This is a genomic window from Streptomyces sp. NPDC049813 (assembly GCF_044465085.1).
In the GTDB taxonomy this organism is placed as follows: Bacteria; Actinomycetota; Actinomycetes; order Streptomycetales; family Streptomycetaceae; genus Streptomyces.
Map to the genome: position 1 here is coordinate 83,339 of NZ_JBITLI010000020.1, position 23,313 is coordinate 106,651.

Genomic DNA, 23,313 nt, shown 5'->3' on the forward strand with positions numbered 1-23,313 from the left:
TGACCCTCACGAAACCGGAGCCGTAGACCATGCACCTCGACCACTCCCACGACGGTCCCGCCGCCGTCTCCGCCGACGCCCACCGGCCCGACGGGACCCGCCGCGCGCTGCGCATCGGGCTCGGCGGGCCCGTCGGGTCCGGCAAGACCGCCACCGTCGCGGCCCTGTGCCGCGCCCTGCGCGACGAACTCTCCCTCGCCGTCGTCACCAACGACATCTACACGCGCGAGGACGCCGAGTTCCTGCTGCGCGAGGCGGTGCTGCCGCCCGAGCGGATCACCGCGGTGGAGACCGGGGCCTGCCCGCACACGGCGATCCGCGACGACATCTCCGCCAACCTCGAAGCCGTCGAGGACCTGGAGACCGACCTCGCCGGGCGCGCGGGCCCCCTCGACCTGATCCTCGTCGAGTCCGGCGGCGACAACCTGACCGCCACCTTCTCCAAGGGCCTCGTCGACGCCCAGGTCTTCGTCATCGACGTCGCGGGCGGCGACGACATCCCACGCAAGGGCGGCCCCGGCGTCACCACCGCCGACCTGCTCGTCATCAACAAGACCGACCTCGCCCCCTACGTCGGCTCGGACCTCGCCCGGATGGCCGCCGACGCCAAGGAGGCGCGGGGCGAACTGCCCGTCGTGCTCCAGTCGTTGCGTTCGCAGACCGGCGTCGACGACGTCGCGGCCTGGGTGCGCGGCCGGTTCGCCGCGTGGACCGCGTGAGCGTGCGCACGGGCGCGGTCCGGCCCGCTGTCCGCGGCGCGGAGCCCGCAGTCCGGCCCGTCCCGGGCAGGGAGCAGGGGAGCGGGCCCGGCGGCTCGCGTGCGGGCGTCCGCTCCACCGCCCGGGTCACCGCCCGCGCCGACGGCCGCGGCGGCACCGCGCTGCCCGTGCTGGAGAGCGAGGGCTCGCTCGCCCTGCGCCGGGTCCGCGCCGCCGGCGCCGAGGCGCGCGTCGTGCTGGTCGGCGCCATGAGCGGCCCGCTCGGCGGCGACCACATCACCGTCGAGGCCCACGCGGACCACAGCGCCCACCTGCGCCTCGGCTCGGTCGCGGCCACCCTCGCCCTGCCGGGGCAGGCGACGGAGGAGGCCCGGTACGACGTCCGGCTCACCGTCGCCGACGGCGCCCGCCTCGACTGGCTGCCGGAACAGCTGATCTCGGCGGCCGACAGCGATCTGCGGGTCACCACCCGCGTCGACCTCGCCCCCGAGGCGCATCTCGTGTTCCGGGAGGAGCAGGTCCTCGGCCGCGTCGGCGAGCGGCCCGGCCGCCTCACCAGCCGCCTGACGCTCCATCACGCCGGCCGCCCGCTGCTCGACCAGGAACTCGCCTGCGGCCCCGGCGCACCCGGCGGCTGGGACGGCCCCGCGGTGCTGGCCGGGCACCGCGCCCTAGGACAACTCGTGGTCGTGCGACCCGAGTTCGCGAGGGAACAACCGTCCGCTACGGTTCTCGACGCGGACGGCACCGCCGTGCTCTCCCCGCTCCCGGGGCCCGCGGTGCTGGTCACCGCGGTCGCCACCGACGCATTGCGGCTGCGTCGCACCCTGGACGCCGCACTGGGCCGATTGCTCTGACCGCTCACCGGGACGGGTCATACCGTTTATCGGATTGGTAAAGAACCCCCTCCTTCTCTGTTGTCAGGGACCCTCCACACGACAGGATCCGCGTACCGATCGGCAACACGATCGACGTAACGATCGAATCGATGTGCGGAGGCCTCACGTGAGACAGACTCGACGCACGAGTCGCGGCAGCCGGAAGGCGGTGGTCGGTTCCGCGAGCGCGTTCGCCGCCGCGGCGCTGATAGCGGGAGCGGTCGCCGCCCCCGCGGCCAACGCCGAGCAGCGTCCGAACGGCGACCACGGCCAGGTCCGTGAGGCGGTGGGCGCCGTCATCGCCGCCGCCCGCGCCGGCCACAAGGGCGTCGACTGGCAGGACTGCCCCGCCGACTGGGGCTTCGCCAAGCCGATCCAGTGCGGCTGGGTCACCGTGCCCCTCGACTACGCCAAGCCGAACGGCAAGCAGATCAAGCTGGCCGTCGACCGCGTCGGCTCCACCGGCACCAAGGGCGAGCGCCAGGGCTCGCTCGTCTACAACCCGGGCGGCCCCGGCGGCTCCGGCCTGCGCTTCCCGACCCGCGTGACCACCAAGAACCCGATCTACGCGAAGATGGCGAAGGCGTACGACTTCGTCGGCTTCGACCCGCGCGGCGTGGGCCACTCGGCGCCCATCTCCTGCATCGACCCGCAGGAGTTCGTGAAGGCCCCCAAGGCCGACCCGGTCCCCGACGACGAGGCCGACAAGCGCGCCCAGCGCAAGCTCGCCGCGGAGTACGCGGACGGCTGCTACGAGCGCAGCGGCGAGATGCTGCCGCACATGACGACGCCGAACACCGCGCGCGACCTCGACGTCATCCGCGCCGCCCTCGGCGACAAGAAGCTCAACTACCTGGGCGTCTCCTACGGCACCTACCTGGGCGCCGTCTACGGCACGCTCTTCCCGGGCCACGTCCGCCGCATGATCGTGGACAGCGTCGTCAACCCGGCCAAGTCGAACATCTGGTACGAGGCCAACCTCAACCAGGACATCGCCTTCGAGGGCCGCTGGAAGGACTGGCAGGACTGGGTCGCCAAGAACGACGCCACCTTCCACCTCGGCGACACGCGTGCCGAGGTGCAGCAGCAGTGGCTGACGCTGCGCGCCGCCGCGAAGAAGAGCCCGCTGGGCGGGGTCGTCGGCCCGGCCGAGCTGATCGGCTTCTTCCAGAGCGCGCCGTACTACGACTCGTCCTGGGTGCCGGTCGCCCAGACGTGGAGCAAGTACGTCGCCGGTGACACGCAGGCCCTGGTCGACGCCATCGCCCCCGACCTGTCGGACACCGCGGGCAACGCCGCGTCGGAGAACAGCAACGCGGTCTACACCGCCGTCGAGTGCGCCGACGCCAAGTGGCCCACCAGCTGGCAGAAGTGGGACAAGGACAACACGCGGCTCCACAAGGACTACCCCTTCATGACGTGGGCCAACGCGTGGATGAACCTGCCCTGCGCCACGTGGAAGACCAAGCAGCAGACGCCGGTCGACGTCAAGACCGGCAAGGGCCTGCCGCCGGTCCTGATCGTGCAGTCCACGCGGGACGCCGCCACCCCGTACGAGGGCGCCGTCGAGCTGCACAAGCGCTTCGAGGGCTCCCGCCTGATCACCGAGAAGGACGCGGGCTCCCACGGCGTCACCGGTCTGACCAACCCCTGCATCAACGACCGGGTCGACACCTACCTGCTCACCGGCAAGACCGACAGCAAGGACGTGACGTGCGCGCCGCACGCCACCCCGAAGCCCTGACGGCAGCCTGAGCGTCCGGAGCACCACAGGCCCGGCCCCCGCCGCACCGGCGGGGGCCGGGCCGCGTGCGGGGCGTCAGCCCCGCGCCGCCAGCCACGCGTCCTCGGCCGCGTAGTCGAAGATCCCCGTCGTGTAGTTCGCCGCCATCGTCGGGAAGCCGTCCACCCAGTCCCGCTCCCGCAACCGCGCCGCGAGCCACTCCACCGTCTCCGGCAGCGCGTCGGCGTACGCCGTGACGGGCCGGTAGCCCAGCTCCTTCTCGGCGGCCGCCATGGAGAAGACGAACGGGTGCGCCAGGGACCAGGGCGTGTCCCCGACCGTCGGCGCCGGAGGCGCCCCCTCGACCAGCACCGTCTCGGTCTCCACGCCCATCAGGGCGTCGATCATGGTGCCGATCTCCGCGACCGTCGGGCAGCCCGGGTCCGCGCCGTTGAGCACCCGCGAGCCGGGACGGGCCGCGGCCAGGCGCACCAGCTCCGCCAGGTTGTGCACGCTCACCGGGTGGAAGCGGCTGCGCCCGGCATAGCTGAGCACTCGCGTGCGCCGCCCGTCGAGATTGCGCTTCACGAAGTACAGCTCGCGCGGTGTGCGGCAGTGCGGCCCGTAGACCGCGCTCGCCCGCAGCAGCGTCGTCGGCAGCTTCTCCCCGAGGGCCAGCAGGTCCCCTTCCAGCTGCACCTTCCGCGTCCCGTACGTGGCGTCGCCCGCCGCGACCGTCCGGCCGTCCTCCGTCACCGGCACGGGGAAGCGCGGCTGTCCGTCCGGCTCGTCCTGGGTGTCGAAGCTGCGTCCCCGCTCGTCCTCGTACACCGCGCCGCTGGAGATCACGACCGCCGAGCCGACGCGGCCGGCCAGCGCCGCCAGCTGGCGCCCGTGCCGCCGCTCGAACGCCACCAGGTCCACGACCAGGTCGACGCCGTCCCCGACCAGCGCGGCGAGCGCCTCGTCGTCGTCCCGGTCGAGCGCCACCGACCGCACCTCCTCGGGCCAGGCCGCGTCCCGCCGCGCGCCCCGGGAGGCCGCCGTCACCGCCCAGCCGTCCCGCGCCAGCGCCCGCACCGCGGGGCGCCCGATCTGTCCCGCTCCACCGATCACCAATGCCGTCTTCATGAGCGGACCGTACGTCGCCGCGCGGGCCGGGCCCGGCGGATTCTGCTCAGCGCAGAGTGATCAGCTCAGCGGCATCCGCGGGAACCTGCGCGCCTTGGCTTCCTCGGCCTCCGCCTTCACCAGCGCCGCGTACTTGTCGACGTACTCCTGCCCGGACAGGTCGAGGATCGCGTACATGATCTCGTCCGTGACCGCACGCAGGACGGTCTTCTCGCCCTCCATCCCCGCGTACCGCGAGAACTCCAGCGGGGCGCCGAACCGGATCGTTACCCGCCGCATCCTGGGGATCTTCCGTCCCGGGGGCTGCGCCTCGAAGGTGCCGATCATCGCGCAGGGGACCACCGGGGCCTGGGCCTGCAACGCCATCGCGGCGACGCCGACCTTGCCCTTGTAGAGGCGCCCGTCGTGCGACCGGGTGCCCTCCGGATAGATGCCGAGCAGTTCGTCGCGGCGCAGCACCCCGAGCCCCTCCCGGATCGCGGCCTGCCCGGCCTCCTTGCCCGAGCGGTCCACCGGGATCTGACCCGCGCTGCGGAAGAACGCGGCGGTCAGCCGTCCCTTGACGCCCGGCCCGGTGAAGTACTCGGCCTTCGCCAAGAACGTGATCCGCCGCTTGATGATCGCGGGCATCAGGAAGTGATCGGCGAACGACAGGTGGTTGCCCGCGATGATCGCCGCCCCCGATTCCGGGATGTGCTCAAGGCCCTCGATCCGCGGCCGGAACATCAGGCGCAGCAGCGGCCCGAGGATCACGTACTTGAGCAGACGGTAGAACATGCCGGTCGCCTTCCCCCACGCATCGGTCCGGACGCGTCAGGCGCTGCGCGAAGCCACCATCGCGACCGTGATCAGTCCCAGCACCACCCAGCCGAACCACAGCCAGCCGTTGCTGCCGAGCGCCACCGTGTAGGCGGTGACGGCCACCAGGCCGCCGACGGTGAACACACCCATCGTCTTCGTCGATCCGGGCATCACGCACGCTCCTCCCGGCAGCCCGGACGGCGTACGCGACGTGCGGCGCCCGAACCGCGGCCAGAAGGCCATAGTCACCCGTGAGGGGGTGGTGGCGCTACTGTCCGCGCGCGTTCAGAGAGGCGAGATAGGCGTTGTACGCCGCCAGCTCCTGGTCGCCGTCCCGGTCCGCGGCCCGGTCCTTGCGGCGGGCCTGGCGGTCCTCGGACTTCTTCCACTGGAAGAGCAGCGCGAGCAGCACGAGGACCGACGGCACCTCGCTGAAGGCCCACGCGATGCCGCCCGCCGCCGTCTGGTCGGCGAGCGGATCGATGCCGAGCGAGGCGGGCGGGTTGTCGAACGTGCCGACCATCGACGTGCTCGCCATCATCAGCGCGATCCCGAAGAAGGCGTGGAACGGCATGCCGGCGAACAGCTCCAGCATCCGCATCACGTACCCGGGGCGGTGCGGCCCCGGGTCCACACCCATGATCGGCCAGAAGAAGACCACACCGACCGCGAGGAAGTGCACCATCATCGCGATGTGCCCGACCTTCGACCCCATGAGGAAGTCGAACAGCGGCGTGAAGTAGAGCGCGTACAGGCTCGCGATGAACAGTGGGATCGTGAACGCGGGGTGCGTGATGATCCGCATGTAGCGGCTGTGCAGCAGCATCAGGAGCAGCTCCCGCGGCCCCTTGCTGCCGCGCCGTGCCGCCACCGGCAGGGCGCGCAGCGCCAGCGTGATCGGAGCGCCCATGAGCAGCAGGATCGGCGACAGCATGCTGATGACCATGTGCTGCACCATGTGCACGCTGAACATGACCATGCCGTAGTCGTTCAGCTTGGTGCACATCACCAGGCCGATGGTCAGGACGCCCACGACGAAGGCGAGGGTCCGCGCCACCGGCCAGGAGTCACCGCGGCGGCCGAGCCGTACCACGCCCCAGCCGTAGAGGGCGAGCGCCAGGAGGCAGCCGACGAGGAAGAAGGGGTCGGCCGACCACTCGAGGCCGCGCCCCAGCGTGAACGGCGGCAGATCCATGTTCATGCCGTGCCCGCTGTGATCCATCCGCCGGCTCCTGTTGCTCGTTTCGTACGGATTGTGCTGGACCAGCGTAGAGCTGCCCCCGGCCGGGGTGGAGGCCGGGGGCAGCTCTGTGCGGGGAACGGACGCAACCGTCGTGGTCAGTGGCTCACAGCACGCACTCGGCCTCGGCGTAGCGCTCGGCCGGCACGGTCTTCAGGGTCTCGACGGCCTCGGCGAGCGGCACCATCACGATGTCGGTGCCCCGCAGCGCGGTCATCTTGCCGAACTCGCCGCGGTGCACGGCCTCCACGGCGTGCCAGCCGAACCGCGTCGCGAGGACCCGGTCGTAGGCGGTGGGCGTGCCGCCGCGCTGCACGTGGCCGAGGATCACCGGGCGCGCCTCCTTGCCGAGGCGGTGCTCCAGCTCGATGGAGAGCTGGCGGGCGATCCCCGCGAAGCGCTCGTGGCCGTAGACGTCCTTGCCGCCCTCGTCGTACTCCATCGAGCCGGCCCGGGGCTTGGCGCCCTCCGCGACGACGACGATGGCGAACTTCTTGCCCGCCTCGAACCGCTCGCCGACCTTGCGGGTCAGCTCCTCGATGTCGAACGGACGCTCGGGCACGACGACCGCGTGCGCGCCCGCGGCCATCCCGGAGTGGAGCGCGATCCAGCCGGTGTGCCGCCCCATGACCTCGACGATCAGGACGCGCTGGTGCGACTCGGCGGTCGTCTTCAGCCGGTCGAGGGCCTCGGTCGCGACCCCGACGGCCGTGTCGAAGCCGAATGTCACGTCGGTGACAGCGATGTCGTTGTCGATGGTCTTAGGTACGCCGACGATCGGCAGCCCGCCGTCGGACAGCAGCCGGGCCGCCTTCAGCGTGCCCTCGCCGCCGATCGGGATGACCGCGTCCAGGCCGAGGTCGGCGAGGTGCCCCTTGGCCCGCTCCACACCGTCCCGCAGGTGCGCCGGCTGTACCCGGGAGGAGCCGAGGATGGTGCCGCCCCGGGCGAGGATGCCGCCCACCGCGTCCAGGTCCAGCTTGCGGTAGTCACATTCGAGCAGGCCCTTCCACCCGTCGTGGAAGCCGATGACCTCGTCGCCGTGGTCGACGACGGCACGGTGGACGACCGAACGGATCACGGCGTTCAGACCGGGACAGTCACCGCCGGAGGTGAGGACACCAATACGCATAAGCCCGGAATACCTTTGCAAAGTGGGCCGGTGACCGGACCACGTCGTCCGGCTGGATTCTCCGTACCTTATCGGCGCCCGGGGCCCCCTCCGTAAGGGCCGTCCGACAGATGGACAGTCCCGCTCAGATGGGCGAGGAAGCGCCCTTTAGGGGCCGCGGAGGGGCGGTCAGGCGGGCTGGGCCGTGGCGGCGGCGATCCGCTCGTTGCGCAGCGCCTCGTACCACCGGTCGTCCACCGGCGGCAGCGCGTTCACGTCGAGCGCCAGCTTCAGCAGCAGGTCGGCGATGAGCGGGTTGCGCGCGAGGACGGGACCGTGCATGTACGTACCGAACACCGTGTCGTTGAAGGCGCCCTCGGTGCCGTCTCCGGTGCCGTTGCCCTTGCCGATCCGGGTGCGGGCGAACGGCCGCGCCGACGGCCCGAGGTGGGTCACGCCCTGGTGGTTCTCGAACCCGGTCAGCGGCGGCAGTCCCAGCTGCGGGTCGATGTCGCCCAGTACGTCACCGACGCACCGCTCGCCCTCGCCGCGGGTGGAGACCACGTCGAGCAGGCCCAGGCCCGGCTCGCGCTCACCCAGGTCGTTGATGAACTCGTGGCCGAGGATCTGGTACCCGGCGCACACCGAGAAGACGATCGCCCCGTTGCCCACGGCGCGCTGCAGGCCGCCGTCGCGGCGCAGCCGCTCGGCCGCGAGCCGCTGCGGCCGGTCCTCGCCGCCGCCGATCAGGTAGATGTCGCCGGAGGTGGGAACCGGCTGGTCGCTGCGCACGTCGTAGCGCTCGACCTGGAGGCGGCGCTGCCGGGCGCGGCGCTCCACCACAAGGGCGTTGCCCTGGTCGCCGTAGGTGCTCAGCAGGTCGGGGTAGACCCACACCAGACGCAGGCTGTTGTCGCTCATGCTCATGATCCTTAGCTGGTCCTCGTGCGGATCCGGTCAGTTGCCCACGCGGCGGCGGACGTCCTGGAACGCGGTGTAGTTGGCGATGAGCTCGATCCGTCCCTGCGGGGACATCTGCACGGCTTCGTCGAGCGTCTCGCAGACCCGGAAGTCGAGGTTCGCGACCTCCAGGCGGACCGCGAGGTCGAGCTTGCGGTCGCCGATGACGCAGATCGGGTGGCCGGCCAGACGCGTGTAGTCGACGTCCCAGAGCCAGGAGGTGTCGGTGCCGTCGGCGCCGCGCGCGTTCACCGAGAGGATCACCGGGGTGGGCGGCGGGTCGATCAGGGTGAACGTCTCCAGCCAGCCCGCCGGGTTCTTCGCGAGCAGCAGCCGCAGGTCCCGGTCCTGGAACCGTACGACGTCGTACCGGCCGGCCACGGCCTGCACCTGGTACATGCGCTCCAGGGCGACCTGCGGCGGCACTCCGAAGCAGGCGGCGACGGCGGCCGAGGAGGCGGCGTTCGCCTTGTTGGCGCGGCCGGGCAGCTGGAGGTGGATCGGCCAGGCGGAACCGTGCGGGTCCAGGACGTAGTCGCCCTGGAGGGCCCAGCTCGCGGTGGGGCGCCGGAAGCCGCACTCGCCGCAGAACCAGTCGTCGCCGGGGCGCTGCATCACGCCGCCGCACGCCGGGCAGGACCAGGCGTCGTCCTTCCACTCCTGGCCGGCGGCGACCCACACCACGTTCGGCGAGGAGGAGGCGGCCCACACCACGAGCGGGTCGTCCGCGTTGGCGATGACGATGGCCTTCGAGCCGGCGAGTCCCTCGCGCCACTTCTCGGCGAGCATGCGGGTCTCGGCGGCGCGGTCGAGCTGGTCGCGCGAGAGATTCAGCAGGGCGATCGCCTTGGGAGCGGTGTCCCGGGCCACCCCGGCCAGGTACTTCTCGTCGACCTCGATGACGCCGAACTTGGCGTCGGAGCCGCCGGCCAGGGCGGAGGTGATGCCCGCCGGCATGTTCGCGCCCAGCGCGTTCGAGACGACCGGGCCGCTGGCGCGCAGGGCCTCGGCGATCAGGCGGGTGGTCGTGGTCTTGCCGTTCGTGGCCGAGACGAGCACCACGTCGAGGTGTTGCGCGAGCCGTCCGAGCAGCTCGGGGTCGAACTTGAGCGCGACCTTGCCGCCGATCACCGACCCGCTGCCGCGGCCCGCCGCCCGCGACACCGCGGCCGCGGCCTTTCCGGCCGTCACGGCCAGCTTGGCCCGCGGAGTCATCGACTCCGAGTTGCCTGACATTGTTGGGTCCTCCTTGCGTACGGCGCCGCGCCTGCCCCGGGCATCGCTTCCGGCCTCAGCCTATCGAGATCCTCTGACAAGCCCGAACCGCGGCACCACCAGCGGATCGGGGTGCTCCTCGGACCGTACCCTTACGGCCATGCGACACGGCTCGATCCCGGGCGCCTCCGGGCGCGTACGACCCCTGACCCTGCTCGGCGACCCCGTGCTGCACCAACCCTGCGCGGACGTCACGGACTTCGGTCCCGCGCTCGGGCGGCTGGTGCAGGACATGTTCGCCACGATGTACGCGGCCCAGGGCGTGGGCCTCGCCGCCAATCAGGTGGGACAGGCGCTGCGGGTCTTCGTCTACGACTGTGAGGACGACGACGACGTGCGCCACGTGGGCCATGTGGTGAACCCGCGCCTGGTGGCGGCGGACGGCGTCGTCGTGCGGGGGCCCGAGGGCTGCCTGTCGCTGCCCGGCCTCGAAGCGGGCACGCCGCGCTGCGACCACGCGCGCGTGGAGGGGGTCGATGTGACGGGCGCTCCGGTGGTCGTCGACGGCACGGGGTGGTTCGCGCGGTGCCTCCAGCATGAATGCGACCACTTGGCGGGCCGCACGTACACGGACCGGGTCACGGGCTGGCGGCGCCGCAAGGTGCTGCGGCAGGCGGCGCGGGCGCCCTGGGCGCGGAACGCGGCTTCCTAGGCGGGCTTTCCGCGGCCTCCTGGGCGGGGCCTTCCGGGCGCTCGTTCCGCTTTAGAGGCGGGCTTTCCGCGCTTTCGGACGGGCCTCAGAAGCCCGGGCCGCCCGCCTTGTCGCCCGCGGCGGCGAGCCGCCCCCACAGCAGGTCCGCAAGGGCGTTGACCAACGCGGCGCGCGTGCACGGCCGTTCGCCCAGCCACCAGTCGCCGGCGGCGTGCATCATGCCGACAATGCCGTGGCCCCAGACACGGGCGAGCTGCTGACCGGCCGGACCGAGGTCGACCCGCTCCTCGATGACCTCCGCCAGCTCCTCGCCCATCCGGCGCAGCAGGGGAGCGGAGTGGCGCCCCACGTCGAAGCCGGAGTCGCCGGGGGAGCCCTCCGCCGGGTGCATCAGGAACCGGTAGACCTGGGGCCTGGCCTCGATCGCCGCCAAGTAGGTGTCCAGCGTCGCCTCCACGCGCTCACGGCGCCGGGCGGGCGCGTCCAGGGCGGCGCGCAAGGAGGCGAGCAGGGCGTCCGTGTGCCGCGTGGCGAGGGCCGCGTACAGCCCTCCCTTGTCGCCGAAGTGCCGGTAGAGGATCGGCTTGGTGATCCCGGCCTCCGCCGCGATCGCGTTCATCGAGGCACCCGGGCCGTCCCGGAGCACCACACGGTCCGCGGCCTCGAGCAGCTCGCGCCGCCGACGCTCGGCGGCGGACTGCTGCTCCGCGCGCTGGTCGGTCCGCTGTGTGGTCTCCATGAGGTCTCCCCGCCCGTGCGATTGCTTGACGCACGCGAAAGGTAACACCCGCCCGCCGACCGATATCGAACGCGTACTCGGAGGTTGACAGGGGCTACTGGTCGGTAACAGACTCCTGTTACCGTAAGTAACACATGCAGTGTACGCAGTCCTGGAGGGGTCATGGCCGAGTTCACGATGGATCTCAACGACGAGCAGAAGGAGGTCCGTGACTGGCTTCACGGCTTCGCCGCCGATGTGATCCGCCCCGCGGCCGCCGAGTGGGACGAGCGCGAGGAGACCCCCTGGCCCGTCATCCAGGAAGCGTCCAAGCTGGGAATCTACTCCCTCGACTTCTACGCGCAGCAGTTCTTCGACCCGACCGGTCTCGGCATCCCGATGACCATGGAGGAGCTGTTCTGGGGCGACGCGGGCATCGCCCTGTCGATCGTCGGCACGGGCCTGGCCGCGGTGGGCGTGCTCGCCAACGGCACCGAGGAGCAGATCGGCACCTGGATCCCGCAGATGTACGGCGACGTCAACGACGTCAAGGTGGCCGCCTTCTGCTCCTCCGAGCCGGACGCGGGCTCCGACGTGGCGTCCATGCGCACCCGCGCCGTCTACGACGAGGCCAAGGACGAGTGGGTCCTGAACGGCACCAAGACGTGGGCGACGAACGGCGGCATCGCCAACGTCCACGTGGTGGTCGCCTCCATCGACCCCGAACTCGGCTCCAAGGGGCACGCCTCCTTCATCGTCCCGCCGAACACGCCGGGGCTGTCCCAGGGGCAGAAGTTCAAGAAGCACGGCATCCGCGCCTCGCACACCGCCGAGGTCGTCCTGGAGAACGTCCGGGTGCCCGGCTCCTGCCTGCTCGGCGGCAAGGAGAAGCTCGACGAGCGGCTGGCCCGCGCGCGCGAGAAGGCCAGGAAGGGCGGCGAGCGCGTGAAGAACGCCGCGATGGCGACCTTCGAGGCCTCGCGCCCCGCCGTCGGCGCCATGGCGGTCGGCACCGCCCGCGCCGCCTACGAGGAAGCGCTGGAGTACGCGAAGACGCGCGAGCAGTTCGGCCGCCCGATCATCGACAACCAGGGTGTCGCCTTCCAACTTGCCGACATGCGGACGCAGATCGACGCCGCACGGCTCCTGGTGTGGCGCGCCTCCTGGATGGGGACGACCGGCAAGAAGTTCGAGAACGCCGAGGGCTCCATGTCGAAGCTGTTCGCGAGCGAGACCGCCAAGAAGGTCACGGCGCAGGCCATCCAGATCCTGGGCGGCAACGGCTACACGCGGGAGTACCCCGTGGAGCGCATGCACCGTGACGCGGCGATCTACACGATCTTCGAGGGCACGAGCGAGATCCAGCGCCTGGTCATCGCCCGCACACTCTCGGGGATGCCGATCCGCTAGGGCACGGCCTGCCGGTGGCCGGTGGCCGGTGGTCGGCGGCCCGCGCGGGACGGGGCGTCGTCGCGCGGGCCCGGGCCCGGGCGAGGCGGGGCGTCATCGTGCGGCACCGGTCCCGCACGGGACCACACGTCACCGTGCGGGCCCGGTCACCGCTCGCGCCGCTCCTCGCCGCTCTCCACCGCCGTGGCCAGTGCCGACGCCGGATCGGTGGCGGCGGGGCCGGCCGGGGCCCAGCGGCCCCGTTCCTTGCGGTAGGGCCACCAGCGCCCGTCGCGTCCCAGCCGCAACTGGAGGCCGGTGCCGCGGACGGTCCAGCGGCCGCGGGCGGCTTCGAGCGCGGGCTGCTCGCCCGGCTCCCAGGCCGCCGCGAGCGCCGCACGCGCGCGTGCCGCCTCTTCCGCGCCCGGAACCCACTCCTCCTCCAGGACGGCGAGTGCGGCCGCGCCTCCGTGCCCCCAGGCCCGCACGGCCAGCGCGAGTCCCGCGCGGTCCCGGCCCGAGCCCGCGGCGAGCCGCTCGGCGATGTGCCGCTCCGGCCCGGCGGCGGCCAGCCGCACGGCATCCTGCGCCACCCCTGGCTCCGGCGCCGGACTCCGCTGCCCGTGTCCCGCGGCGAGGGCGTCCGCGAGCAACCGGTGCGCCTCGACGGCGGCCTGGGCGCCCAGGAACGCCCACGCGGCGACGTCTGCGCCCGCGGGCGGCGGCGCCTCCGTGTCCAGGGAGGGCGGCAGACCGGGCTCGGGCGGCAGCTCCGGTGGCAGCGGCAGCGGGGGCAGCAAGAACGCCGACGCGTACGCCTCCGCCGCGTCCACGCCCTCGGTCTCCGGTACGGGCGTGGCCCGCGGTTCGGCGCGGGCGGCGGTGCGCACCTGAAGGGCGTCGAGCAGGGCCCGCTCGCCCCGCCCGCGCAACAGGAGCAGCACGAACGGATCCTGGTCGAGCAGCCGCGCCACCTGGTAGCTCAGCGCCGCCGTGTGCGCGCAGTGGTCCCAGGCCTCGCAGTCGCAGCGCGGCTCCAGGTCGCCGATGCCGGGCAGGAGGTCCACGCCGGCCGCGGCGGCGTCCTCCACCAGGTGCGGTGGCATGTCGCGGTCCAGGAGGGCGGCGATGTGCCCGGCCCGCTCGGCGGCCATGCCGAGGAAGCGGTCCCAGTCCTCCTCGCCGAGCCGCTGCCACAGCACGTCCGCACGGTGCTGGGCGCCTCCGCGGTCCGTGACGAGGGCGGTGATGCGCCCGGGCCGCACCGACACGGCGCCGACCGCCCCGGCACGCGCGAGGCGCCGGCCCGCCTTGAGCTGTGCGAGGTCAAGGGCCGTGTCCTCCAGGGCCTTCAGCCACGTCTGTCCCCACCAGGTCTGCGCGAAGCCGCGGCCGTGCGTGGCCGGCAACGCGGCGAACGTACGTGCATCCAGGTCCGCACGCGCCCCCGGGCCCGGCTCCCCGGACGAGAACGGCTCGTCGTGCTCGTCGTGCTCGTCATGCAGGTCACTCATCGGGCGCCCCCTCGCAGCTCGACCAGGTCGGCCAGTTCGGCATCGGTCAGTTCGGTCAGGGCCGACTCGCCCGCGCCGAGGACGGCGTCCGCCAACGCCCGCTTGCGCAACAGCATGTCGGCGATGCGGTCCTCGATGGTGCCCTCGGTGATCAGCCGGTGCACCTGGACCGGCCGGGTCTGGCCGATGCGGTACGCACGGTCGGTGGCCTGTGCCTCCACCGCCGGGTTCCACCAGCGGTCGTAGTGCACCACGTGCTCCGCGCGCGTGAGGTTGAGCCCGGTGCCGGCGGCCTTCAAGGAGAGCAGGAAGACGGGCACCTCGCCGTCCTGGAAACGGCGCACCATCGCTTCGCGTCCCGCGACCGGGGTGCCTCCGTGGAGGAACTGCGACGGGACGCCCCGGTGGGCGAGGTGCCGCTCGATCAGGCGCGCCATCCGCACGTACTGGGTGAAGACGAGAACGCCGGCGTCCTCGGCGAGGATGGTGTCCAACAGCTCGTCGAGAAGCTCCAGTTTCCCGGAGCGGCCGACGATCCGCGGCTCGTCCTCCTTCAGGTACTGCGCCGGGTGGTTGCAGATCTGCTTGAGGCCGGTCAGCAACTTGACGATCAGACCGCGCCGTTCGAAGCCGTCCGCGCCGGAGATCTCCGCGAGCGTCTCCCGTACCACGGCTTCGTAGAGGCCCGCCTGCTCCGTGGTGAGCGACACGGCCCGGTCGGTCTCGGTCTTGGGCGGCAGTTCCGGGGCGATGCCCGGGTCCGCCTTGCGGCGCCGCAGCAGGAAGGGGCGGACGAGTCGCGCCAGCCGTTCGGCGGCGGCCGGGTCCTTGCCGCCCTCGACGGCGTTGGCGTAGCGGGTGCGGAAGGTGCCGAGCCGGCCCAGCAGACCGGGTGTGGTCCAGTCGAGGATCGCCCACAGCTCGGAGAGGTTGTTCTCCACCGGGGTGCCGGTGAGCGCCACGCGCGCGCGGGCGCCGATGGTGCGCAGCTCCTTGGCGGTGGCCGAGTGCGGGTTCTTCACGTGCTGGGCCTCGTCGACGACCACCATGCCCCAGCCGGTGCCCGCCAGGTGGGCCGCGTCGAGGCGCATGGTGCCGTAGGTGGTGAGCACGAACTCGCCGCGGTCGAGGTCCTCCAGGGAGCGGCGCCCGCCGTGGAAGCGCCGTACGGCCGTGCCGGGGGCGAACTTCTCGATCTCGCGCTGCCAGTTGCCCATGAGGGACGTCGGACAGATCACCAGGGTGGGGCCCGCGGTCTCCGGTGCTTGCTGCCGGTGCAGGTGCAGGGCGATCAGCGTGATCGTCTTGCCGAGGCCCATGTCGTCGGCGAGGCAGGCGCCCAGGCCGAGCGAGGTCATGCGGGCGAGCCAGTTCAGGCCGCGCAGTTGGTAGTCGCGCAGGTCGGCGGCGAGCGCGGCCGGCTGACCGACGGGGTCCATCGCCTCGGGGTCCGCGAGGCGGTCCCTGAGCTCGGCCAGCCAGCCGGAGGGCCGCACCTCGACGCGGTCCCCCTCGACCTCGGTGGAGCCCGTCAGGACGGCGCTCAGCGCGTCGACCGGGGTCACCTTGCGGTCCTGGTGGGCGCGGACGCGCCGGGCCTGTTCCGGATCGATCAGCACCCACTGGTCGCGCAGCCGCACCACGGGATGGTTGGCCTCGGCGAGCCGGTCCAGTTCCGCACGGCTCGCTTCCTGGTCCCCGATGGCGAACGACCAGTCGAAGCCCAGGAGGGCGTCCGCCGACAGGAACGACGGCGTCTGCGCCGCCGACGCGTCCCGGTCGCCCTGGGGCGGGCCGATCACCGCACGGGCCGTCAGCGTGCGGGCCATCTCCTTGGGCCAGTGCACGTCGACCCCGGCCGCCGCGAGGGCGCGGGCCCCCGGGCCCAGCAGGTCGGTCACGTCGTCGTCGGCGAGTTCGACCGCATCGGGCACGGAGGCCGACAGCAACGGCGTCAGGGGCGCCCACGCGCGCGCCGCGCGGCGCAGTGCCAGGAGCGCGTCCATCCGGGCCCGTGCCCCGAACGCGGCGTCCGACGCGCCGGCCCCGGCCCAGACCTCGGTCGCGTCCGCGACCACGCCGGGGTCGCTGACACTGTGCATCTGCAACACGGCGCGGAAGACCGGGCGGTCCGCTCCGTGGGCGGCGTCGGTGGCGGCCGTGACGTCGACGGGTTCGGCGAGGCCGGGCACCTCGACCCGCAGCGAGACGCGCACCCCGGCGTCGTGCCCGGCCGCCACGTCACCCGCCCACGCGCGCAACTGCGGCGCTCTGTGCGGAGCCCGTGCGGCGAACGCCGGGCCGCCCGCCGCGAGCGCGGCGGCGGGGGAGCGGGGCAGCGTGTCGGCCACGGCGTCAAGGAAGGCGCGCAGCAGCCGCTCGGGAAGGTGCAGCCGGGGCGGCTCGTGGCCTTCCAAGGGCACCGCGTGCGCCTCGGGAGGCATCGCAGCGGCCAGCTCGCGCAGCCGCTCCACGTCCTGGGGGCGGAGGGGACCTGCCCGCCAGGCGTCGTGGTCGTCGGCGCTCAGGCCGGGCAGGAGGAGGCCGCGCGCGGCCAGTTGGAGGGCGAGCAGCGCGGCCGCGCCCCAGAACGCCGTCGTGGCGTCCGCGTGCGCGGCGCCACGCGCGCGGGTGAGGACCGGCAGCGCGGCCCGCACAGGAAGGGCGACCGCGGCCACTGTCACCAGTTCGACGCCGCCCTCCTCGCCGGGCAGCGCCAGGGACAGTTCGGTCCGGGCGCCCGCCTCCAGGAGCGGCGGTTCGCCGCCGTCGGGCCGCCAGAAGGCGACGGTGGAGGTGCGGGCCGGATCACCGGGTGTGAACACCGCGGAGCAACGGGCGAGTTCGGTGGTCTCGGTGGAGGTGGGTGCGGCATGTGTGTACGCGGGAATGGCGGCTTCCTCGTATTCCTCAATTTTGACTACTCACCCTGGAGTCGGTGAGGGTACACGGCGGACTCCACGGAAGGACTTCCTCAGGGAGTGATCTGGGTCACGCGCCCCTTAAGGGTGTGGTTAACCCCCCTTCCGCAGCAGGGCTGGCCCCTGTCGAGGCCGGGTGGTGGCGCCATGGCTCCATGAGGCCGGCGATTCGTAGGTTTTCCAGGCCGGGCCGACGCGTAGCCCGTCGCCTCGACCTCGCCCGCCACAGACCGGAGAACAGCCATGGCCCTGGCCCTCGGAACCCTGCCGGAAGACGCCCAAGAAGCCGCGCCGCGGCGCCGGCCACCCGAAGGGGGCAGCGAATTCACCCCGCTGCTGCGCGACGTCAAGGGACAGGGTCTGCTCGACCGGCGCACCGGCTGGTACGTACGTACCATCGCGGTCAACGCCCTCACCCTGGCCGCCGTCGTGACCGGCATGGCGTTCCTCGGCGCTTCCTGGTGGGTCCTCGCCCTGGCTCCGCTCCTGGCCGTCCTGGGCGCCCGCACGGCCTTCATCGGCCACGACGCGGGGCACTCGCAGATCACCGGCAACCGCTCCGTGAGCCGGGTCATCGGCCTGATCCACGGCAACCTCCTGCTGGGCATGAGCTACGCGTGGTGGAACGACAAGCACAACCGGCACCACGCCAACCCGAACCACATCGACAAGGACCCCGACGTCGCCGCCGACGTCCTGGTCTTCACCAGTGGACAGGCGGCGACCCGGGTGGGCTTCCGGGGCTGGCTCACCCGTCATCAGGCGTGGCTCTTCTTCCCGCTCACCCTGCTCGAAGGCCTCGCTCTGAAGGTGTCGGGTTTCCGGGATCTGCGCCGGCAGACCGGACGGGAGCGCCTCGTCGAGGGCGGCCTCCTGCTCGCCCACGTCGTCGGTTACGTGACCCTGCTCTCGGTCACCATGCCCCTCGGCCACGCTCTCGCCTTCGCAGCCCTGCACCAGGCCCTCTTCGGCCTCCACCTGGGGATGGCCTTCGCACCCAACCACAAGGGCATGGAGATGCCCGACCCGCAGGGCGACAAGTGGGGTCACCTGCGGCGCCAGGTCCTCACGTCCCGCAACATCAAGGGCGGCATCCTGACGGACTGGTTCCTCGGCGGCCTCAACTACCAGATAGAGCACCATCTCTTCCCGAGCATGCCCCGGCCCCACCTGTGCCTCGCGCAGCCCATGGTGAAGGCGCACTGCCGCGACCTCAGCATCCCGTTCGTGGAGACCGGGCTCGTCGACTCCTACCGCCAGGCCCTGCGCCACATGTATGAAGTGGGAGAGCCGCTGCGCGCCGACATCTGAGGCACCGCCCCGGGACGCCTTCCAGGGTGCGGGATCAGGGTCGTATCAGGGTCGGACACCGGAACCACGGAGGTCACCGGCCCGTTTCTCACAACAGAGACGAGTTCGCCCCACTCAGCCGAGGGCGAGCCGCTCCGAAGGAGGCCACACAGATGTCGAGGAACGCGAAGATCGCCGCGGGCGGCGTGGCCGCCGGGCTCATCCTGCTGATCTGGCTGCCGTGGTGGGCGGCCCTGCTCATCGTGCTCGGCGTGCCCACCGCGGCGTACCTGATGCTCGACCCCTCGCAGCGGCGCAGGCTCCGCCGCGTCTCCCGCAGGGAGATCGGCCGCTAGGCGGGCCCTGGCGTCCCGTCCCGGGCCGGACCAGCCCCGCCCCTCGCGCGACGGCCGCTAAGAAGTCCGCACCGAGCAGGAGTTGACGACGTCAGCGCCCGTGGGCCGTCCGACGGACCGGTCCGCGGGCGGCCGCGTCCCGTCCCGGGTCCACCGGACCAGCGTGTCGAAGGCATCCTGGTAGCACGGCAGGATCGGCCGCAGCCGGTCCGGATAGCTGTCGTACAGCCCGTCCGTGTGCGTGCCGCCCTCGATGGTGTACGTGCGGTGCAGCGGGCCGCGCCCCTGCCGGTCGACCATGCGCGCGTACACCGCGGCGTCCGTGGAGATCGGCAGCAAGGTGTCCAGATCGCCCTGGAGGGTGAGCAAGGGCTTCCCGACGCGTCCGGTGAGGGCCACGCGCGCGACGGCGCGGCGCACCGACGCCGGGCGCGCCGCGTAGGCGTAGACGGCGTCGGACGCGCACGGGGCGAGCAGCTCCCCCGTCGTCGAACCGGCGGAGTCGCCAGGGCAGCCGGGGTCGTAGGCGGGGTCGAACTCCGCCCGGTACACCTTCTGCGTGAGCCCCCAGTACGCCTTCTGGTGATACGGCCACAGGAACTCCGAGCCCCGCGCGAAACCGGCCGCATACATGTCGTCCGCATCGGCCTTTCCCTGCCCGTAGGCCACGGCCGTGGGCAGGGACGTCAGCAGGGGCGCGTCGTCCGCCGTCCACAGGACGCCCTCCCAGTCGACGCCTCCGTCGTACAGCTCGGGATGGTTCTCCAACTGCCAGCGCGTGAGGTAACCGGCGTTGGAGATGCCCGTCATGAACGTGTGGCGCGGCGCGGTGCCGTAGCGCAGGGCGACCGTCCTCTTGGCGGCGCGAGTCAGCTGTGTCGTGCGGGCGTTCCATTCGGCGACGGCGTCCCCGGGCCGCGTGCCGTCCCGGTAGAAGTCGGGTCCGGTGTTGCCCTTGTCGGTCGCCGCGTACGCGTACCCCTGGGCCAGGGCGCGGTCGGAGAGCGCCGCGTCGGTCGCGTACTGCTTGCGGTTGCCGGGGGAGGCGGTCACCACCAGTCCGCCGTTCCAGCGGTCGGGGAGCCGGATCACGAACTGGGCGTCGTGGTTCCAGCCGTGCGTCGTGTTCGTCCGGGAGCCGTCCGCGAAGTAGCCGTCGATCTGCACGCCGGGGACGCCGGACGGGCGGTGGGTCCCCGTGGCCGTCAGGCCGGCCTGGTCGGCCGTGTCCGTGTAGGGGGTGCCCGCGAGACCGGTGGTCGTCAGATCGTCCAGACAGGTGCGCTGCTGGAACCGGGCACCCGGTACGCGCGTGTGCGTCTGACCCGCACAGTGGGCTCCGTGCCGCGATTGAGCCTCCTGAGGGGAGGCCGCATGCGCGGCCTGCGGACCGGAGGCGGCCAACGCCAAGAGTGTGGTGGCCAACAAGGGAACGGCTCTGGACGTGCGCATCGCGGGGGCCTCCTCGAAGTGGCGGGAAGAGGCCCATCGTCGGGGGGCGGCCCGCGCGCATCCATGGGGCGGGACCACATACGGCGGGCGCGCCCTGTGGGGTGCGGGCGGGCCCTGTGGGATGCGGTGCGGTACGGGCCTGCGCCCGGCGATGGTGCTTGTGGGCCCGCGTACGACGCCTGCCGCGCAATGGCGGTGACCGGCGGTCAGGCCGGCCGCACCGCCATCTTGTCGAGCGCGTCCAGCAGGCTGGGCAGCTCCGCGCCGCGGCCGACCGGCAGCACCTCGCCCGGCTCCTCGTCGAGCAGGATGAAAGCGATGTCGTCCGTGCGCGCCACCATCGACCAGCCGGGCCCGTCGGCACGCAGGGTGCGGGCGTCCCCCGACGCGAACGCGGACCGCACCCGCCCGAGCGGGGGAGGAGCGTCCACGTAGGCCCGCGCCTCGGCCAGGACCCGCCGAATCCCCTGGTGCGCGCTGCCCGGCGCGGCCTTCTCGCCGTCCGCCCCGGCACCTTCGCCGGCGTTCTCCCCCGTAGCGTCCGAGGCGAACTGCGCGTCGTCGATCTGGCCCCGCCACGCGGCCCACTGGAGGGCTATCTCGTCCGCGCCCAGACGCCGTTGCGCCGGACCCCACGTCGTCGTGTCAGGCGGGCAGAGAGGCGGCATGTCGACCGTCCCGGGGTCCGGTTCGGGATCGTGCGGCGCCGGGACGTCCGGGGCCGCCACCGCCAGCGCGAGCGGCCAGCCGGGCAGCGCGTCGACCATGCTGTCCTCGTCGGGCGAGAGCTCGTACTCCATGCCGCAGTCCCAGGAGGCGATGGCGACGGCCACGAGGGACACGTCGTCGACGACGACCGTCCAGCGCGCCCCGTCCGCGTCCTGGCCGAGGACGAGGCCGTAGCCGTCGGCGAGCGGCGCGAGTCCCAGCGCGGCACACGCTTCGGGGTAGTCGTCACCCAGCACGCTGGGGAACTTCGCCGGCGTGAGCAACACTGCCGTGAGCACGTACAGCGCGTCGTCCTCGGTGACGACCGCGTCGTCCGTCCCGGCCATGCCAGCCTCCCCTGAGCTTCTGTCCGTCGGCGTGACCTTAGTCAGTCGCGGACGATGTCGTACAGGGGCGATGACCAGGAAAATCCATGGTCACCCCGGTCGCTCGCGCCGCCGGCGACGGCATGTCCCGTTCCTGTGCGCACTTCGTGTGGCTCCGGTGTCGGACCGGGCGCCGGAGCTTCACGTCACGAGGAGGCCGACCGGCACGGTTCCGAACTGGAGGTCCCGGGCGCCGGGCACAACGTCATGTTCGACAACCCGGGCGCCTTCGTGGCGGCTGTCCGGGGGTAGGCAGCCTCGCGGGACCGCGTCCGCCCGCCCTGGTCCGGCCGTGGATCACGATCACGCCTCGCGCACGGCCAGCGCAAGGAAGCGCGCGTCCTTGTCCACGTAGGAGGTCAGGCGCCAGCCCGAAGCGGCGAGCAGCGGGCGCAGGTTGGACTCCGCGCGCAGGTCATCGGGGGTCAGGCGGCGTCCCCGGCGTGCGGCGAGAGCCTCCCGGCCGAGGGGGTGGAAGAGTGCGAGCAGGCCGCCGGGCCGCACCACGCGGGCCAACTCGCACAGATCGTCGGCGGGACGGGGCAGATGCGAGATGAGCCCGGCGCCGAACACCGCGTCCAGCGCACCCGTCCGCACGGGCAGCCGTGTCACGTCCGTGCGGAGCAACTGCCCCGCAAGGTCCCGGCCCGCCCGCACGGCTGCCGCCAGCATGGCGGCGGTCAGGTCGGCGCCGAGCACCGCGCCCGTGGGGCCCACGGCCGCGCGCAGCGGCGGCAGCGCGCGGCCGGTGCCGCACCCCGCGTCCAGCACCCGGCTGCCAGGACGCAGACCCAGCGCGGCGACCGCCGCGGCATAGGCGGGGCCGTCGTCCGGGAAGCGGGAGTCCCAGCCGGCGGCCCGGGCCGCGAAGAACTCCTGCACCTGTGTGGGGTCATCGCTCATGTGATCCATGATGGCGCAGCCCGCCGCAGCCCGCCGCAGCCCGCCGCAGCCCGCCGCAGCCCGCCGCAGCCCGTCACGGCGGGACGGACCGGCCGGCCGGGTCAGTCGGCGACGTCGCCCATGGCCACCACCTTCTCGACCCGCACCCGCACGACCAGTTCACCGGGGACGGCGTTGCGGCGGCCGAACTCCTCGGCGCGCTCCTCACCCATGTATCGGCCGCCGATCCGGGTGGCCGAATCCAGCAACGCGGCCGGGTCCTCGCTGAGTTCGGCGCGGCCCTGGACCGTCACGAAGGAGAACGGAGGCCGCTCGTCGTCGACGCACAGCGCCACCCGCCCGTCCCGTGCCAGATTGCGGCCTTTGACCGTGTCCTTACCGGTGTTGAAGACGATGTCGTCGCCGTCGAGGACGAACCAGACAGGGGCGATGTGCGGGCTGCCGTCGGCCCGCACGGTGGACAGCTTGGCGGTGCGGGTGCCCTCGGAGACGAAGGCGTGCCATTCCTCATCGGTCATCTTGTGTGCCATGCGTCCATCCTGCTTGCCCGGACGTCGGCCGTGGGGAAGGCTGGCGAAAGAGATCCTCCGGTCAGGGGAGCGGTCCCCACCGGGGCACGGGGAGCCAGAGGAAGCGGGGAGACAGGGACATGGCGCAGAACGCGGGACTCGGGTGGCTGCTGGACGATCTGACGCAGCGTGTCGAGCACGTGCAGCACGCTCTGGTGCTGTCCAACGACGGCCTCGTGACCGGAGCCAGTACGGGCCTGCGCCGCGAGGACGCCGAGCATCTCGCCGCGGTCTCGTCCGGGCTGCACAGCCTCGCCAAGGGCTCCGGCCGGCACTTCGGCGCCGGGAGCGTGCGCCAGACGATGATCGAGTTCGACGACGCGGTGCTCTTCGTCACCGCGGCGGGTGACGGCAGCTGCCTGTGCGTCCTCAGCTCCGCCGAGGCCGACATCGGTCAGGTCGCGTACGAGATGACCCTGCTGGTGAACCGGGTGGGGGAGCACCTGGCCGTCGACGCCCGGCACCCCGGTCATACTTCTTACATTCAGCCCTGAGCTGCGCAGATGACCGTCACTGGGACGGGGCGCGGCGGAGTTGTCCACAGGCTCCGACGCGGATCTCGGCGGCGGGCTACGGTTTTCCCGAGCGGTCACAGAGCGTGACCGAGGGTCGTCGAC

At 72.6% G+C, this 23,313-nt stretch carries 22 protein-coding genes; 8 read left to right on the forward strand and 14 right to left on the reverse strand.

Translation table 11 applies throughout. The features are described from left to right. Window positions 1–29: 29 nt before the first annotated feature. The 3 genes from ureG to ACIBW6_RS31420 all read left to right on the forward strand — a co-directional run bounded on the left by ureG (window position 30) and on the right by ACIBW6_RS31420 (window position 3,341). The gene (gene ureG / locus ACIBW6_RS31410) at window positions 30–719 is read left to right on the forward strand and encodes an urease accessory protein UreG (protein ID WP_399065616.1); all 690 of its coding nucleotides are present in this window, start codon (window positions 30–32) and stop codon (window positions 717–719) included. Next, complete coding sequence (locus ACIBW6_RS31415) at window positions 716–1,576, forward strand: urease accessory protein UreD (protein ID WP_399065618.1); 861 nt, start codon at window positions 716–718, stop codon at window positions 1,574–1,576. Before ureG ends, ACIBW6_RS31415 begins: the two co-directional genes overlap by 4 nt. Window positions 1,577–1,766: 190 nt before the next feature. After that, entirely contained in the window at window positions 1,767–3,341 is a 1,575-nt protein-coding gene (locus ACIBW6_RS31420; protein ID WP_399065756.1) for an alpha/beta hydrolase, read from the forward strand. A gap of 75 nt (window positions 3,342–3,416) precedes the next feature. On the opposite strand, the gene ACIBW6_RS31425 is transcribed toward ACIBW6_RS31420, so the two are convergent. The 7 genes from ACIBW6_RS31425 to ACIBW6_RS31455 form a co-directional block, all read right to left on the reverse strand. Beyond that, complete coding sequence (locus tag ACIBW6_RS31425; protein WP_399065621.1) at window positions 3,417–4,451, reverse strand: NAD-dependent epimerase/dehydratase family protein; 1,035 nt, start codon at window positions 4,449–4,451, stop codon at window positions 3,417–3,419. A gap of 60 nt (window positions 4,452–4,511) precedes the next feature. Then, window positions 4,512–5,228 (reverse strand): lysophospholipid acyltransferase family protein, encoded by a 717-nt coding sequence (locus ACIBW6_RS31430; protein ID WP_399065623.1) that lies wholly within the window; start codon window positions 5,226–5,228, stop codon window positions 4,512–4,514. 36 nt (window positions 5,229–5,264) lie between these two features. Beyond that, window positions 5,265–5,423 (reverse strand): hypothetical protein, encoded by a 159-nt coding sequence (locus ACIBW6_RS31435; protein ID WP_324768595.1) that lies wholly within the window; start codon window positions 5,421–5,423, stop codon window positions 5,265–5,267. A gap of 97 nt (window positions 5,424–5,520) precedes the next feature. Next, window positions 5,521–6,474, reverse strand: a complete 954-nt coding sequence (locus ACIBW6_RS31440) for a cytochrome c oxidase assembly protein (protein ID WP_399065626.1) — start codon at window positions 6,472–6,474, stop codon at window positions 5,521–5,523. 124 nt (window positions 6,475–6,598) lie between these two features. Then, window positions 6,599–7,624 carry a 6-phosphofructokinase gene (locus tag ACIBW6_RS31445; RefSeq protein ID WP_399065629.1) on the reverse strand — a complete coding sequence of 342 codons (1,026 nt, stop codon included), beginning with the start codon at window positions 7,622–7,624 and terminating at the stop codon, window positions 6,599–6,601. 168 nt (window positions 7,625–7,792) lie between these two features. Further along, window positions 7,793–8,524: a type 1 glutamine amidotransferase gene (locus ACIBW6_RS31450; protein ID WP_399065632.1), complete on the reverse strand. Its 732-nt coding sequence runs from the start codon at window positions 8,522–8,524 to the stop codon at window positions 7,793–7,795. A 36-nt stretch (window positions 8,525–8,560) separates the two neighbouring features. Next, entirely contained in the window at window positions 8,561–9,799 is a 1,239-nt protein-coding gene (locus ACIBW6_RS31455) for a MurT ligase domain-containing protein (RefSeq protein ID WP_399065634.1), read from the reverse strand. A 139-nt stretch (window positions 9,800–9,938) separates the two neighbouring features. On the opposite strand from ACIBW6_RS31455, the gene def reads away from it, so the two are divergent. Next, entirely contained in the window at window positions 9,939–10,490 is a 552-nt protein-coding gene (def, locus tag ACIBW6_RS31460) for a peptide deformylase (RefSeq protein WP_399065636.1), read from the forward strand. An 85-nt stretch (window positions 10,491–10,575) separates the two neighbouring features. On the opposite strand, the gene ACIBW6_RS31465 is transcribed toward def, so the two are convergent. Next, window positions 10,576–11,229: a TetR family transcriptional regulator gene (locus ACIBW6_RS31465; protein WP_399065638.1), complete on the reverse strand. Its 654-nt coding sequence runs from the start codon at window positions 11,227–11,229 to the stop codon at window positions 10,576–10,578. A 162-nt stretch (window positions 11,230–11,391) separates the two neighbouring features. On the opposite strand from ACIBW6_RS31465, the gene ACIBW6_RS31470 reads away from it, so the two are divergent. Continuing rightward, the gene (locus tag ACIBW6_RS31470) at window positions 11,392–12,618 is read left to right on the forward strand and encodes an acyl-CoA dehydrogenase family protein (protein WP_399065640.1); all 1,227 of its coding nucleotides are present in this window, start codon (window positions 11,392–11,394) and stop codon (window positions 12,616–12,618) included. A gap of 146 nt (window positions 12,619–12,764) precedes the next feature. Here ACIBW6_RS31470 and ACIBW6_RS31475 read toward each other — a convergent pair whose 3' ends face one another. Both ACIBW6_RS31475 and ACIBW6_RS31480 read right to left on the reverse strand, forming a co-directional pair. Beyond that, on the reverse strand, window positions 12,765–14,111 hold the full coding sequence (locus ACIBW6_RS31475; protein WP_399065643.1) for an SWF or SNF family helicase: 1,347 nt from the start codon (window positions 14,109–14,111) through the stop codon (window positions 12,765–12,767). Continuing rightward, complete coding sequence (locus tag ACIBW6_RS31480) at window positions 14,108–16,936, reverse strand: DEAD/DEAH box helicase (protein ID WP_399065645.1); 2,829 nt, start codon at window positions 16,934–16,936, stop codon at window positions 14,108–14,110. Before ACIBW6_RS31480 ends, ACIBW6_RS31475 begins: the two co-directional genes overlap by 4 nt. Window positions 16,937–17,275: 339 nt before the next feature. On the opposite strand from ACIBW6_RS31480, the gene ACIBW6_RS31485 reads away from it, so the two are divergent. Together ACIBW6_RS31485 and ACIBW6_RS31490 are read left to right on the forward strand one after the other, a co-directional pair. Then, on the forward strand, window positions 17,276–18,343 hold the full coding sequence (locus ACIBW6_RS31485; protein ID WP_399065647.1) for a fatty acid desaturase family protein: 1,068 nt from the start codon (window positions 17,276–17,278) through the stop codon (window positions 18,341–18,343). Between the two features lie 152 nt (window positions 18,344–18,495). Beyond that, window positions 18,496–18,678, forward strand: a complete 183-nt coding sequence (locus ACIBW6_RS31490) for a hypothetical protein (protein ID WP_399065650.1) — start codon at window positions 18,496–18,498, stop codon at window positions 18,676–18,678. A 57-nt stretch (window positions 18,679–18,735) separates the two neighbouring features. On the opposite strand, the gene ACIBW6_RS31495 is transcribed toward ACIBW6_RS31490, so the two are convergent. From ACIBW6_RS31495 to ACIBW6_RS31510, 4 genes are all read right to left on the reverse strand, one after another. Next, window positions 18,736–20,130, reverse strand: a complete 1,395-nt coding sequence (locus ACIBW6_RS31495; RefSeq protein ID WP_399065652.1) for a tannase/feruloyl esterase family alpha/beta hydrolase — start codon at window positions 20,128–20,130, stop codon at window positions 18,736–18,738. Between the two features lie 206 nt (window positions 20,131–20,336). Then, window positions 20,337–21,185, reverse strand: coding sequence for a hypothetical protein (locus ACIBW6_RS31500; protein ID WP_399065654.1), 849 nt, complete (start codon window positions 21,183–21,185; stop codon window positions 20,337–20,339). Between the two features lie 342 nt (window positions 21,186–21,527). Continuing rightward, on the reverse strand, window positions 21,528–22,127 hold the full coding sequence (locus ACIBW6_RS31505) for a class I SAM-dependent methyltransferase (protein WP_399065656.1): 600 nt from the start codon (window positions 22,125–22,127) through the stop codon (window positions 21,528–21,530). A 101-nt stretch (window positions 22,128–22,228) separates the two neighbouring features. Continuing rightward, entirely contained in the window at window positions 22,229–22,657 is a 429-nt protein-coding gene (locus tag ACIBW6_RS31510) for a PPOX class F420-dependent oxidoreductase (protein WP_399065659.1), read from the reverse strand. Window positions 22,658–22,776: 119 nt separating this feature from the next. Here ACIBW6_RS31510 and ACIBW6_RS31515 point away from each other — a divergent pair, with 119 nt between their 5' ends. Next, window positions 22,777–23,190, forward strand: coding sequence for a roadblock/LC7 domain-containing protein (locus ACIBW6_RS31515; RefSeq protein WP_399065661.1), 414 nt, complete (start codon window positions 22,777–22,779; stop codon window positions 23,188–23,190). Window positions 23,191–23,313: the final 123 nt, after the last annotated feature.

Excerpts from the sequence above, each read along its gene's own strand:
- ACIBW6_RS31450 (WP_399065632.1), bottom strand. The coding sequence starts at position 8,524 with ATGAGCGACAACAGCCTGCGTCTGGTGTGGGTCTACCCCGACCTGCTG.
- ACIBW6_RS31440 (WP_399065626.1), bottom strand. The coding sequence starts at position 6,474 with ATGGATCACAGCGGGCACGGCATGAACATGGATCTGCCGCCGTTCACG.
- ACIBW6_RS31515 (WP_399065661.1), top strand. The coding sequence starts at position 22,777 with ATGGCGCAGAACGCGGGACTCGGGTGGCTGCTGGACGATCTGACGCAG.
- ACIBW6_RS31425 (WP_399065621.1), bottom strand. The coding sequence starts at position 4,451 with ATGAAGACGGCATTGGTGATCGGTGGAGCGGGACAGATCGGGCGCCCC.
- ACIBW6_RS31505 (WP_399065656.1), bottom strand. The coding sequence starts at position 22,127 with ATGAGCGATGACCCCACACAGGTGCAGGAGTTCTTCGCGGCCCGGGCC.
- ACIBW6_RS31510 (WP_399065659.1), bottom strand. The coding sequence starts at position 22,657 with ATGGCACACAAGATGACCGATGAGGAATGGCACGCCTTCGTCTCCGAG.
- ureG (WP_399065616.1), top strand. The coding sequence starts at position 30 with ATGCACCTCGACCACTCCCACGACGGTCCCGCCGCCGTCTCCGCCGAC.
- ACIBW6_RS31465 (WP_399065638.1), bottom strand. The coding sequence starts at position 11,229 with ATGGAGACCACACAGCGGACCGACCAGCGCGCGGAGCAGCAGTCCGCC.
- ACIBW6_RS31500 (WP_399065654.1), bottom strand. The coding sequence starts at position 21,185 with ATGGCCGGGACGGACGACGCGGTCGTCACCGAGGACGACGCGCTGTAC.
- ACIBW6_RS31445 (WP_399065629.1), bottom strand. The coding sequence starts at position 7,624 with ATGCGTATTGGTGTCCTCACCTCCGGCGGTGACTGTCCCGGTCTGAAC.
- ACIBW6_RS31470 (WP_399065640.1), top strand. The coding sequence starts at position 11,392 with ATGGCCGAGTTCACGATGGATCTCAACGACGAGCAGAAGGAGGTCCGT.
- ACIBW6_RS31435 (WP_324768595.1), bottom strand. The coding sequence starts at position 5,423 with ATGCCCGGATCGACGAAGACGATGGGTGTGTTCACCGTCGGCGGCCTG.
- def (WP_399065636.1), top strand. The coding sequence starts at position 9,939 with ATGCGACACGGCTCGATCCCGGGCGCCTCCGGGCGCGTACGACCCCTG.
- ACIBW6_RS31475 (WP_399065643.1), bottom strand. The coding sequence starts at position 14,111 with ATGAGTGACCTGCATGACGAGCACGACGAGCACGACGAGCCGTTCTCG.
- ACIBW6_RS31430 (WP_399065623.1), bottom strand. The coding sequence starts at position 5,228 with ATGTTCTACCGTCTGCTCAAGTACGTGATCCTCGGGCCGCTGCTGCGC.
- ACIBW6_RS31495 (WP_399065652.1), bottom strand. The coding sequence starts at position 20,130 with ATGCGCACGTCCAGAGCCGTTCCCTTGTTGGCCACCACACTCTTGGCG.
- ACIBW6_RS31485 (WP_399065647.1), top strand. The coding sequence starts at position 17,276 with ATGGCCCTGGCCCTCGGAACCCTGCCGGAAGACGCCCAAGAAGCCGCG.
- ACIBW6_RS31490 (WP_399065650.1), top strand. The coding sequence starts at position 18,496 with ATGTCGAGGAACGCGAAGATCGCCGCGGGCGGCGTGGCCGCCGGGCTC.
- ACIBW6_RS31455 (WP_399065634.1), bottom strand. The coding sequence starts at position 9,799 with ATGTCAGGCAACTCGGAGTCGATGACTCCGCGGGCCAAGCTGGCCGTG.